The sequence below is a fragment of the Streptomyces wedmorensis genome, from assembly GCF_000716445.1.
Classification (GTDB): domain Bacteria; phylum Actinomycetota; class Actinomycetes; order Streptomycetales; family Streptomycetaceae; genus Streptomyces; species Streptomyces wedmorensis.
Map to the genome: position 1 here is coordinate 1 of NZ_JNWK01000107.1, position 11,983 is coordinate 11,983.

The window sequence follows — 11,983 nt, forward strand, 5'->3', positions numbered from 1 at the left end:
TCGTTCCGCTGGGGCGGTGCCCACCCGCAACCCCGCCCACCCCGTTGTGGGCAATCGTTCCGCTGGGGCGGAACGGGTGGGCACAACGGACGGCGCCCCTTGCCGGGCCCAGGCTTCCGCGCCCGAACCCGCACCGACAGCGCGGTGCGCAACGAGTGCGGGTCCAGGCACAAGGGGCGGAGGCGCCGCCAAGCGCGCCGTCCCGTGTCCCCCCCCGTCCCGCCCCAGCGGGACGATTGCCCACACGGCGGTGGGCGAAGGCCCACACGAGGATGGGCGCGGGCGAAGGCCCACACGGGGGCGCGGCGTGGCGGGGGCGCGGCGTGGCAGCCCACACGGAGGTGCGGTGGGCGAAGGCCCGCGCGGCGGAACGGGCGCGAAGGCGTGCACGCCAGGGGCGCAGGCCCGAGCGGCAGGGGCGCAGGCCCGAGCGGCAGGGGCGCAGGCCCGAGCGGCAGGGGGTTAGGCCCGAACGGCAGGGGCGCAGGCCCGAACGGCAGGGGGTTAGGCCCGCGCGGCGGCGGGGGCGGGGGCCGCGCGGGCGGGTCGGCGAAGCGGAGCGCGGGGCGGCGGGGGGTCAGGCCTCGAAGGGGCGGGCCGGCCAGGGGGCGGTGGGCGGCCGCAACGAGTCGACGCCATCCCCCGCCCGCACCGCCGCGAGCGAGAGCACACCGACGACGAGGCACGTGTTGTGGAGGTCTCCCGCGAGCGCCCCCCGCACGAGCTCCGCGAGCGGCACCCGCGCCAGCTCCATGTCGGCCTCCTCGTCGGAGACCTCGTAGCGCTCGCCCTCCGCCTCGGCGAGATCGCGGGCGAGGAAGATCCGGAGGGCCTCGTCGGTACCGCCGGGGGAGGTGTAGACGTCGGTGAGGACCCGCCAGTCCGCCGCCTTGACGTGGGCCTCCTCGTACAGCTCGCGCTGGGCGGCGTGGAGCGGGTTCTCGCCGGGGACGTCGAGCAGTCCGGCGGGGATCTCCCAGAGCTTCTGGCGGACGGGGTGGCGGTACTGCTTGATCAGCAGGACCCGGTCCTGCTCGTCGAGGGCGAGGACGGCCACCGAGCCGGGGTGGACCTGGTAGTCGCGGCGGGCGACGCTGCCGTCCCGCATGACCACGTCGTCGGTGCGGACACTCGTCTTCTTTCCCTGGAAGGGGGTCGCCGTCGCCGTGACCGGCCATTCCTCCGGGGTGTCCTGCAAGTCCATCTGGGTCCTCCCACATACGAAAGCCGGGGTGCGGGCCCGCGAGGACCCGTACCCCGGCAACGTTAACGCCGACCGACGACAGCGCCGGTCACTTCGCCGGCTTGCCCGTCTTGCGCTCGACGGCCGCCTTGACCAGGCCCGCGAAGAGCGGGTGCGGGCGGGTCGGGCGCGAGCGCAGCTCGGGGTGCGCCTGGGTGGCGACCAGGTAGGGGTGGACCTCGCGCGGGTACTCGACGTACTCGACGAGCTTGTTGTCCGGGGAGGTGCCGGAGAAGACCAGGCCGGCCTTCTTCTCCAGCTCCGCGCGGTAGGAGTTGTTGACCTCGTAGCGGTGACGGTGGCGCTCGTCGACGTACGGCTGGTCGTCGTAGACCTCGCGGACGATGGAACCCTCGGCGAGCTTGGCCGGGTACAGGCCCAGGCGCATCGTTCCGCCCAGGTCGCCTGCGCCCTCGACGTACGCCAGCTGCTCTTCCATCGTGGAGACGACGGGGTGCGCGGTGGCGGGGTCGAACTCGGTGGAGTTGGCGTCGGGGATGTCCGCCAGGTTCCGCGCGGCCTCGATGACGATGCACTGCAGGCCGAGGCAGATGCCGAGCAGCGGCACCTTGTTCTCACGGGCGTACTGGATGGCGCCGATCTTGCCGTTGACGCCGCGGTCGCCGAAGCCGCCGGGGATGAGGATCGCGTCGACGTCGCCGAGCTGCTTCTGCGCGCCCGCCGGGGTCTTGCAGTCGTCGGAGGTGACCCACTTGACCTTGACGCGGGCCTTGTTGGCGAAGCCGCCGGCGCGCATGGCCTCGGTGATCGAGAGGTACGCGTCGGGCAGGTCGATGTACTTGCCGACGAGCGCGACCGTGACCTCGTGCTCCGGGTTGTGGACGCGGTCGAGCAGGTCGTCCCAGGTGGACCAGTCGACGTCGCGGAACGGCAGGTCGAGCTTGCGGACGACGTAGGCGTCCAGGCCCTCGGTGTGCAGCACCTTCGGGATGTCGTAGATCGACTTGGCGTCGATGGCGGCGACGACCGCGGCCTCGTCGACGTCGCACATCAGCGAGATCTTGCGCTTGATGGCGGTCGGGACCTCGCGGTCGGCGCGGAGCACGATGGCGTCGGGCTGGATGCCGATGTTGCGCAGGGCGGCGACGGAGTGCTGGGTCGGCTTGGTCTTCAGCTCGCCGGAGGGGCCGATGTAGGGCAGCAGCGAGATGTGCACGACGAAGACGTTGTCGCGGCCGACCTCGTGGCGGACCTGGCGGACGGTCTCCAGGAACGGCAGCGACTCGATGTCGCCGACCGTGCCGCCGACCTCGGTGATGACGACGTCGACGTCGTCGGTCGCCATGCGGCGGATCCGGGACTTGATCTCGTTGGTGATGTGCGGGATGACCTGCACGGTGTCGCCGAGGTACTCGCCGCGCCGCTCCTTGGCGATGACCTGCGAGTAGACCTGGCCGGTGGTGACGTTGGCCGAGCCGTCGAGGTCGACGTCGAGGAAGCGCTCGTAGTGGCCGATGTCCAGGTCGGTCTCGGCGCCGTCGTTGGTGACGAACACCTCACCGTGCTGGAAGGGGTTCATCGTGCCCGGGTCGACGTTCAGGTACGGGTCGAGCTTCTGCATCGTGACCCGCAGGCCGCGGGCCTTCAGGAGCGCACCCAGGCTGGAGGCGGTCAGGCCCTTGCCGAGGGAGGAGGCGACACCCCCGGTGACGAAGATGTGCTTGGTCGTCGTGGTGTTGGGCGGCATCGCCAAGAGGGGGCTCCCGTGGTCGCGTTCTGGAGGTGCGTACCGGCGTCCCCTCCGGAAGAATCGGGGGGTGCCGTCGCTGCGGTTGCGGGGTCCTCGGCTGTCGCCGTTTCCCACCGGTCCACGGGGTACCAGGGTATCAGCGACATCGGGAGACCGCTTCCGGCCACACGCGGCAGTCGGGTGTTCACGCACGGCGACGCGGACGGTCGGGCGGACGGCGGTACGAGCATGGGGCGCCCCGCCCACCAGGGGAAAGAGGCTCCGGGCCGAGCCGCCCGGAAGAGGACAGGGGGTCGTTCACCTGATCGGAGCAACGCCGTTCCCGGCGTGATCACCGGGTCACTAGGGTGGTGCGACGTATCCTGCTCGGACATGGACCGCCGAGCAGGCCGGCCAGCGGCACCACCCCGCCCGTCATCCGGACCAAGAGCTCGTCGACGACCCTTGACCGCTGACACGCAGACCCGGCTGACACCCAGCCGGCGCATCTGAGCAAGCGCCCCGCGGGGCGGACATGGCCGTTCGACTGGAGTGAAGCACGTGGCCGGGCGCATCGAGGATTACGCACTCATCGGAGACATGCAGACCGCTGCCCTGGTCTGCCGGGACGGCAGCGTCGACTGGCTGTGCCTCCCACGCTTCGACTCGCACGCGGTCTTCGCCGGACTGCTCGGCACCGAGGAACACGGGTTCTGGCGGGTGGGCCCCGCGGGTCCCGCGGACGCCGAGCCGGCCCCCGCCGACCGGCGCCGCTACCGGGGCGACTCGCTGATCCTGGAGTCCGAGTGGGACACCCCGCGCGGCACGGTCCGGGTGATCGACTTCATGCCGCCGCGCGACGGCGCGCCGCAGCTGATCCGGATCGTGGAGGGCGTCTCCGGGCGGGTGCGGATGCGCTCGGCGCTGCGGATGCGGTTCAGCTACGGCCGGATCGTGCCCTGGGTCCACAAGGTCGGGGAGCGCACCGTCGCGGTCGCCGGGCCCGACTCGGTGTGGCTGGACACCGACGCCGAGACCCACGGCGAGGACCTCACGACGTACTCGGACTTCACCGTCACCCCCGGCGAGCGGATCACCCTCACGCTGTCCTGGCAGCCCTCCCACAAGGAGCCGCCGGCCCTGCCGGACCCCGAGGGCTCCCTGGAGGGGACCGCCGACTTCTGGCGCGAGTGGGTCGAGCACTGCACGTACCACGGCCCCTACCGGGAGGCCGTGGTACGTTCGCTGATCACCCTGAAGGCGCTGACGTACGCGCCGACCGGCGGGATCGTGGCCGCGCCGACCACTTCGCTGCCGGAGGAGATCGGCGGCGTACGGAACTGGGACTACCGGTACACCTGGCTGCGTGACGCGGCGATCACCCTCTCGTCGATGCTCCGCACCGGCTACCGCGAGGAGGCCCGCGCCTGGCGGGACTGGCTGCTCAGGGCGGTCGCGGGCGACCCGGAGAACCTCCAGATCATGTACGGCATCGCCGGCGAGCGGGAGCTCGGCGAGGCGGAGCTCGACTGGCTGCCGGGATACGAGAACTCCGGCCCGGTCCGGGTCGGCAACGGCGCCGCCAACCAGCTCCAGCTGGACGTCTACGGCGAGGTCACCGAGGCCCTCCACCTCGCGCACATGACGGGCCTGTCCCGCAACGACTACGCCTCCCTGCTCCAGATCAAGCTGATCAACTACCTGGAGAAGCACTGGGACCAGCCCGACGAGGGCATCTGGGAGGTCCGCGGCCCGCGCCGCCACTTCGTCCATTCCAAGGTGATGGCCTGGGTGGCGGTGGACCGCACGATCAAGCTCATCGAGTCCGGGGACGCCGACGGCCCGCTGGAGCGCTGGCAGGAGCTCCGCGACGAGATCCACCGGGACGTCTGCGAGAAGGGCTACGACAAGGAGCGGAACACGTTCACGCAGTCGTACGGTTCCAGGGAGCTGGACGCCTCGCTGCTGCTGATCCCGCAGATGGGCTTCCTGCCGCCGGACGACAAGCGGGTGATCGGCACGATCGAGGCGATCCAGCGCGAACTGTCCACGGAGGACGGCTTCGTCCTGCGCTACCCCACGGCCGGCGAGGAGGCCGGCGTCGACGGCCTGGAGGGCGACGAGGGCGCGTTCCTCGCGTGCTCGTTCTGGCTGGCCGACGATCTGGCGATGATCGGCCGGGTCGACGAGGCGCGCACGCTCTTCGAGAAGCTCCTCGCGCTCCGCAACGACCTCGGGCTGCTCGCCGAGGAGTGGGACCCGCGGCTCCAGCGCCAGGTGGGGAACTTCCCGCAGGCGTTCAGCCACGTCCCGCTGATCGACACCGCGCTGCGGCTGACGGCGAGCAGGGCGTACGGCGGCTGAGCCGGTCCCGCGCGGGGGACGACGCCCGGTCCTACGATGGGAAGGTCCCGTCCCCCCGCAGGAAAGGGGGGCTCCCATGGGTCCCCATGTCTCCGAAAGCGCCCTGGCCGGACTGGTCGAGGACCTGGCCGGCGCGGTGATCGTCCCCGGCGATCCGGGCTACGACGAGGCGCGTGCCCTGCACAACGGCATGATCGACCGACGCCCCTCGGTGATCGCCCAGTGCGCCACCCAGGCCGACGTGTCCAACGCGATCCTCTTCGGCCGCGAGGCCGAGCTGCCGATCGCGGTGCGCGGCGGCGGGCACAGCGTCGCCGGTACCTCCATGATCGACGGCGCGCTGATCGTCGACCTCCGCCGGATGCACGGTGTGGTCGTGGACCCGGAGGACATGACGGTCCGGATCGAGGGCGGGGCGACGATGGCCCACCTGGACCACGCGTGCCAGCCGTTCCGCGTGGCGACCACCGGCGGCCGGGTGTCCACCACCGGTGTCGGCGGCTTCGTGCTCGGCGGCGGCTCGGGCTGGTTCGAGCGGAAGTTCGGCCTCGCGAGCGACAACCTGCTGGCCGCCGACCTGATCACCGCCGAGGGCAAGCACGTCCACACGGACGCGGAGGAGAACCCGGACCTGTTCTGGGCGTTGCACGGCGGCGGCGGGAACTTCGGGGTGGCGACCTCGCTGACGATGCGGCTGCACCCGCTGCCCCGGACGAGCATCGCCATGCTGCTCTTCCTGCCCGACGTCGCGCCCGAGGTGGTGCGCACCTATCGCGACCTCGGTGCCGTGGCGCCCGACGACATGGGCGGCGGCGCCATCTACATGCCCGCTCCCCCGGAGCCGTTCGTCCCGGAGGAGCTGGTCGGCAAGCTGGTCTGCGGGGCGCTGTTCACGTACGCCGGGCCGGTCGGTGAGCTCCGCGAGTTCGCGGCGCCGCTGTTCGCGCTGAAGCCCGTGGTCGAGGTGGTCGCGGACATCCCGTACGTGGACCTGCAGAGCATGCTCGACGACCCGCCGGGCCTGCGGAACTACTGGTCGGCCGAGTACCTGCGGGAGTTCCCCGACGAGGCCGTGGACGTCTTCTGCGACCGCGGCGGGCGGATCCCGGACGGGACGGCCACCCAGCACGTGCTGTTCCTGATGGGCGGGGCCGTGGCGGCGGGGCCCTCCGGGTATCCGCAGCCGTGGCGCACCGCTCCGTGGGCGGTGCACCCGTTCGCGACCTGGGAGGACCCCGCGTACGACGAGGAGGCGCGGCAGTGGGTCCACGACGTGCGGGCCGACGCGCGGCCGTGGGCGCTCGACGCGACGTATCTGAACTTCGTCGGCGCCGAGGGCGAGCAGCGGATCGTCTCCTCCTACGGTGAGGGGAACTACCGCCGGCTCGCCGCCGTGAAGGCCGCCTACGACCCCGACAACGTGTTCCGCTTCAACCAGAACATCGTGCCGGCCGGCTGATCACCTCAGGACGGCGATCACCTCCTTGGCGGCCCGCTCGCCCTCGGTCGCGCCGCCCTCCATGAAGCCCTGGAAGTCGTACGAACAGTGCTCGCCGCCGATGTGGACGTTGCCCTGCGCGGTCCCCTCGTACGTGGCGTACCGGTGGAGGTAGCCGACGGGCCAGCAGGAGTACGCGCCGAGCGAGTACGGGTTCTTGTGCCAGGCGGAGAGCTGGGCGCGGCCGGTGTACGCCCGTGAGGTGCCGGGGAAGAAGGCGTCGATGCCGGCCAGGTAGCGGGTGACCAGGTTCCGTACGTACGGGTCGGACTCGGTGGAGAAGGGGTCCGCCGGGTTCAGGTTCCTGGCCAGGCTCCCGCCGCCGTACTGGAGGAGGATGCCGCCGGTCCCGCCCTGGATCTTGGTGGTGTCCCAGGTCTGCTGGACCTCGGTGTCGGTGAAGCAGTCGCCCGCCGAGACCCCGGGCCAGGGGCCGGTGCCGCGCCAGGGGCGGGTGCCGAACTGCATGTTGAGCTTGGTGCAGTGGCCCATGCGGGCGTCCCGCAGCAGGTTCCGCATGCGCGGGTCGAAGCCGGCCTGGGAGACGTCGAGTTGCTGGAGGATCGGCAGCGGGACGCACAGGATGGTGTGGTCCGCGGTGACGGTCCGGGTGGCGCCGGCCTCGGTGAAGGTCAGCGTCTGGGTTCCGTCGGCGTTGGCGCGTACGGCGGTCAGGGACCAGCCCATGCGCAGGGTGCCAGGGGTGAGGGCTCCCGCGACGGCGTTCGGCAGCCGGTCGTTGCCGCCGACGACGTGGTAGCGCTCGTTGGACAGGCCCCAGACGTTGAAGTTGCCCGGATTGGTCTGGTAGCCCATGAGCAGGACGAGGGCGAGCGAGGACTGCTCGGTGGTGTCGGCACCGTACTCGACGTTGTAGGCGACGTCGATGAACCGGCCGAGCCGCGAGGAGTGCCCGCCGGGGACCCGGGTCTCGATCCACTCGTACACCGACATGTTGTCGAGCGCGGTGCCGGTGGGGGTGGTCCGGTTCCAGGTGACCTCGCCCGACTCGGAGAGGTCGCGGCGCAGCGCCTGGTAGACCGCGTTGAAGTCCTCGTCGGCCTGGCTGCGCGGGTAGTAGCCGCCGCCGAACCAGAGGACCTCCTCGGCTCCGTTGGGTCCGCCGCCGAGGAAGTCCTCGGTGGCGAGGTCGAAGCGGCGGCAGAGCTCCAGGATCTTCTTGTGGCTGGTGTCGATCAGCTCGCCGCCGATCTCGGAGGTCTGCCCGTACGCCCAGTGGGCCCGCTGGGTCCACATGCGGCCGCCGACCCTGGACGGGTTCGCCTCGTAGAGCACCGGGCTCAGACCGGCGTCCTGGAGGGTGAGGGCGGCGGTGAGGCCGGAGATCCCGGCGCCGACGACGGCGATCCGGGCGGTGCTGCTGATCGGCGGGGTCGGGGTGGCGGCCGCGGCGGGCGCGACGGTGGCCGCCGTGCCCGCGCCGACCGCGATCCCGGCGGCTGCCGCGTACTTGAGGAGGGACCGGCGCCCGAGGGCGTCGGCCCGCATGCCGCGGAGCTCGTCGACGGGCAGGCCGAGCCGTCGGGCGTCGGCGTGCTCGGCGGCGAGGTGCTTCAGGAGGTGCATCGGGTTGGTGCGTGCCATGGGGCGCTCCTGGAGGAAGAGGGGACGGAACCCGGGGAGGGAGGGTCAGCTCTGGGGCACGGGGGCGGGCGCGGCGTCCTCGTCGGCAGGGCGCTCGGTGGCGTCCTCCAGGACGATCCGGCCGATGATCTCGTACCGTTCGGGCCGCTTGGCCTTGAGGTAGAAGCCGAGGCCGAGGCCGCCGAAGAAGACGGCGCCGACGATCCACGGGATCGCCTCGAAGAAGAGGGAGTCGGCGGCGAGCCCGGCCGCGGTCTCCATGTTCATGATCAGCAGCACGACGACGGCGATCATGCCGACGCCGCCGAGGAGAGGGGCGGTGAGGGTCTTGAACCAGTGGCGGTCCTCGGGGTGGTTCTTGCGGAAGTAGCCGATGACGGCGAAGGAGCAGAGCGTCTGGACGATGAGGATCGCCATGGTGCCGAGGATCGCGAGCAGGGTGTAGAGGTGGATGTAGGGGTCCTGGCCGGTCAGCCAGAAAGCGCCGACGAGGGCCACGGCGATCGCGCTCTGCACGTACGAGGCGATGTACGGCGACCCGTGACGGGCGTGGGTGCGGCCGAGGGCCGGGTGGAGGAAGCCCTCGCGGCCGATGGCGTAGAGGTAGCGCGAGGCGCACTGGTGGAACGCCATCCCGCAGGCGAAGGAGCCGGTGAGCAGCAGCCACTGGAAGGCGTCGACGGCCCAGGCGCCGATGAAGGACTCGGTGGGCGCGAAGAACAGGTCGAGCGGGCTGGAGGAGGCGGACAGCTTCACCGAGCCGGTCAGCCCGTTCCCGGCGATCGTCATCCACGACACGTAGATGTAGAAGAGGCCGACGCCGATGACGGAGATCAGGGTGGCGCGCGGGATGACCCTCTTCGGGTCGCGGGACTCCTCCCCGTACATCGCGGTCGACTCGAAGCCGACCCAGGACCAGAAGGCGAAGAAGAGGCCGAGTCCGGCGGAGGTGCCGGTGAAGGCGTTCTTCGGGTTGATCGGCTCGACCGGGATGCCGTCGGGGCCGCCGCCGGCGATCAGGACGGCGGTGGCGACCGCGAAGAGGACCGCGATCTCGGCCACGAGCATCACGCCGAGCGCCTTGGCGGTCAGGTTGATGTCGAAGTACGAGAGGACCGCGGTGACGGCCAGCATGACCGCCGCGTACAGGACCCAGGGAAGGTCGACGCCGAGCTGGTCGGCGACGGTCGTCTTGGCGAAGTACGCGAAGACGCCGACGATCGAGGCCTCGAAGACGATGTACGCGAGGACCGCGAGCATGCCGGACGCCATGCCGGCGATCCGGCCGAGACCGTGCGAGATGTATCCGTAGAAGGCGCCGGCGGCCGTGATCCGCTTGGCCATGGCGACGTAGCCGACCGAGAAGACGGTCAGGACGAGCGTCGCGAAGAGGTATCCGGCGGGCGCGCCGGTGCCGTTGCCGAAGCCGACGGCGATGGGGAGGTTTCCGGTCATCGCGGTGATCGGGGCCGCGGTGGCCACGGCCATGAAGACGACGCCGACAAGACCGACCGAATTCGCCTTCAGCCGGTGGACCTCTGGGGTGGAGTTCTCTGCCATGGCGCGAGAGCATCCTCGCGTGTGACACAGGCCACAATCGACATGCGGTCATACAATTCCCGCCACGACACGACGAGTTGTCGCCCTGGTGTACGAACTGTCCGGTCCCGTGACCGTGGGGTGATGTCGCGGAAACACGGACGCGGGTAGCGTCCGGGCCCATGGACAGTCAGGGCGGAATCACCGTGCAGCGGGCACTCGAACTTCCGGGCCTCCGCGGCGGGCTCCCGGAGGTCGTCGCCGGCGCCGACCGGCTGCACCGCACCGTGCGCTGGGTGCACGCCGGCGAGGTGCCGAACATCGCTTCGCTGCTCAAGGGCGGCGAACTGCTGCTCACCACGGGCCTCGGCCTCGGCACCCGCCCGGCCGAACAGCGGGCCTTCGTCCGCCGCCTCGCCGACCGGGGCATCGCGGCCCTCGTGGTGGAACTCGGCCCGCGCTTCGCCCGGCTCCCGGCGACGATAGTGGAGACCGCCCGGACGGCCGGCCTGCCCCTCGTCCAGCTCCACCGCGAGGTGCCGTTCGTCGCCGTCACGGAGGAGATCCACACCGAGATCGTCAACGGCCACTACGCGCTCCTCCGCCAGGCCGAAGAAGTCCACCGGCAGTGCACGGAGGCCCTGCTCGGCGGCGGCGGCGTCCCCCAGGTCCTCCGCATCCTCTCCGACTTCGCCGCCAACCCCGTCTTCCTGGAGACCGCCGACGGCCAGCTCCTGTACGCGGCGGGCACCGAGTCCGCCCCCGCCGACCCGCTCCAGGTCTGGGACGGACTGCGCGGCCAGCGGGCCGCCCGCGAATCCGGCCCGCCGACCGGCACCGTCCTCGTCGACGTGCCCGGCGGCGGACCCGGTACGTCGTCGGTACGGGCCCGGCTCGTCCTCCTGGCGGTCTCCGGCGCCCTCTCCCCCGTCCACCGGATGGCCGCCGAGCGGGCCGCCGGACTCCTCGCCGTCGTCCTCATGCAGGCCCGCCAGGAAGAGGAACTGGCCGCCCGCGGCCGCGGCGACTTCCTGACGGACCTCGCCGAGGGCCGGATCACGGCCGAGGCCGCGCCCGCCCAGGCCCGCGTCCTCGGCTTCAAACCGGGCGACGGCCCGCTCCTCCCGGTGGTCATGCGCCTGGCCTCGGAACTCTCCCCCTCCGGCAACTGGGCCCTCCTCGCCCGCGCGGTCCTCGAAGAACTCTCCTCCGTCGGCGTCCCCGTCCTCCTCGGCGTCCGCCCGGTGGAAGGCCGGGTGCCCCTGCTCCTCGGCCTGCGCTCCGAATCGGAACGCACGGCGGTCGCGGACCGCGTCGCCGCGGCGCTGCGCGCCGGCGTCGAACGCGCCGGCCTCGAACGCGCCGGAGTACACCCGCCGATCGTCGTCGTCGGCGTCGCCGGCGGCTGGGCGGCGGCCTCGGCGGGCCTACGGCACGCGGCCGAGACCGCGACGGCCGCCCAGGGCCTCTCGGACCTCCCCTGGTACGACGCCCGGCGCCTCGACATCGACCTGCTCCTCTGGCGCCTCCACTACCACGGCGACACCGTCCTCCCCGCGTTCGTCGACCGCGCCATCGGCCCCCTCCGCGACCACGACCGCACCTCCCGCCCGCCCCTCCTCCCCACCCTCGAGACGTACCTCGCCCACGCGGGCCGCAAGGCGGAGACCGCGCGCGAGCTCCACCTCAACCGCCAGACCCTCTACAACCGCCTCGCCCGCATCTCCGAACTCCTCGGCACCGACCTCGACGACCCCCAAACCGTCCTCGCCCTCTCCCTAGCCCTCCGAGCCCGCCGCCACACCCCCTGACAGGCCCCCGGCTTGCGAGCAGGCCTTCCGCCCCCCGTTGTGGGCAATCGTTCCGCCGGGGCGGTGCCCACCCGCAACCCCCGGCCCACCCCGTTGTGGGCGCAACCCCCGGCCCACCCCGTTGTGGGCCGGGGGTTCCGCCGGGGCGGTGCCCACCCGCAACCCCCGGCCCACCCCGTTGTGGGCAATCGTTCCGCTGGGGCGGTGCCCACCCGCAACCCCCGGCCCCGCCT

Annotated in this window: 7 protein-coding genes; 3 read left to right on the forward strand and 4 right to left on the reverse strand. The window is 71.9% G+C overall.

Features of this window, described 5'->3' with window-relative positions; translation table 11 throughout:
* Positions 1-577: 577 nt before the first annotated feature.
* Positions 578-1,204 carry an NUDIX domain-containing protein gene (locus OO54_RS39970; RefSeq protein ID WP_033212433.1) on the reverse strand — a complete coding sequence of 209 codons (627 nt, stop codon included), beginning with the start codon at positions 1,202-1,204 and terminating at the stop codon, positions 578-580.
* Positions 1,205-1,292: 88 nt separating this feature from the next.
* The gene (locus tag OO54_RS39975; protein ID WP_026058638.1) at positions 1,293-2,951 is read right to left on the reverse strand and encodes a CTP synthase; all 1,659 of its coding nucleotides are present in this window, start codon (positions 2,949-2,951) and stop codon (positions 1,293-1,295) included.
* Positions 2,952-3,494: 543 nt separating this feature from the next.
* On the opposite strand from OO54_RS39975, the gene OO54_RS39980 reads away from it, so the two are divergent.
* Positions 3,495-5,297 (forward strand): glycoside hydrolase family 15 protein, encoded by a 1,803-nt coding sequence (locus OO54_RS39980; protein ID WP_033212435.1) that lies wholly within the window; start codon positions 3,495-3,497, stop codon positions 5,295-5,297.
* 76 nt (positions 5,298-5,373) lie between these two features.
* Entirely contained in the window at positions 5,374-6,756 is a 1,383-nt protein-coding gene (locus tag OO54_RS39985) for an FAD-binding oxidoreductase (RefSeq protein ID WP_033212437.1), read from the forward strand.
* Here OO54_RS39985 and OO54_RS39990 read toward each other — a convergent pair whose 3' ends face one another.
* Positions 6,757-8,400 (reverse strand): flavin monoamine oxidase family protein, encoded by a 1,644-nt coding sequence (locus OO54_RS39990; RefSeq protein WP_033212439.1) that lies wholly within the window; start codon positions 8,398-8,400, stop codon positions 6,757-6,759.
* A 45-nt stretch (positions 8,401-8,445) separates the two neighbouring features.
* The gene (locus tag OO54_RS39995; RefSeq protein WP_033212441.1) at positions 8,446-9,960 is read right to left on the reverse strand and encodes an APC family permease; all 1,515 of its coding nucleotides are present in this window, start codon (positions 9,958-9,960) and stop codon (positions 8,446-8,448) included.
* Between the two features lie 161 nt (positions 9,961-10,121).
* On the opposite strand from OO54_RS39995, the gene OO54_RS40000 reads away from it, so the two are divergent.
* Positions 10,122-11,750, forward strand: a complete 1,629-nt coding sequence (locus OO54_RS40000; RefSeq protein WP_033212442.1) for a PucR family transcriptional regulator — start codon at positions 10,122-10,124, stop codon at positions 11,748-11,750.
* The last annotated feature ends 233 nt before the right edge of the window (positions 11,751-11,983 follow it).

Bases quoted from the DNA above. Each gene is read 5' to 3' on its own strand.
- OO54_RS39975 (WP_026058638.1), bottom strand. From the start codon at position 2,951: ATGCCGCCCAACACCACGACGACCAAGCACATCTTCGTCACCGGGGGT.
- OO54_RS39990 (WP_033212439.1), bottom strand. From the start codon at position 8,400: ATGGCACGCACCAACCCGATGCACCTCCTGAAGCACCTCGCCGCCGAG.
- OO54_RS39985 (WP_033212437.1), top strand. From the start codon at position 5,374: ATGGGTCCCCATGTCTCCGAAAGCGCCCTGGCCGGACTGGTCGAGGAC.
- OO54_RS39995 (WP_033212441.1), bottom strand. From the start codon at position 9,960: ATGGCAGAGAACTCCACCCCAGAGGTCCACCGGCTGAAGGCGAATTCG.
- OO54_RS40000 (WP_033212442.1), top strand. From the start codon at position 10,122: ATGGACAGTCAGGGCGGAATCACCGTGCAGCGGGCACTCGAACTTCCG.
- OO54_RS39970 (WP_033212433.1), bottom strand. From the start codon at position 1,204: ATGGACTTGCAGGACACCCCGGAGGAATGGCCGGTCACGGCGACGGCG.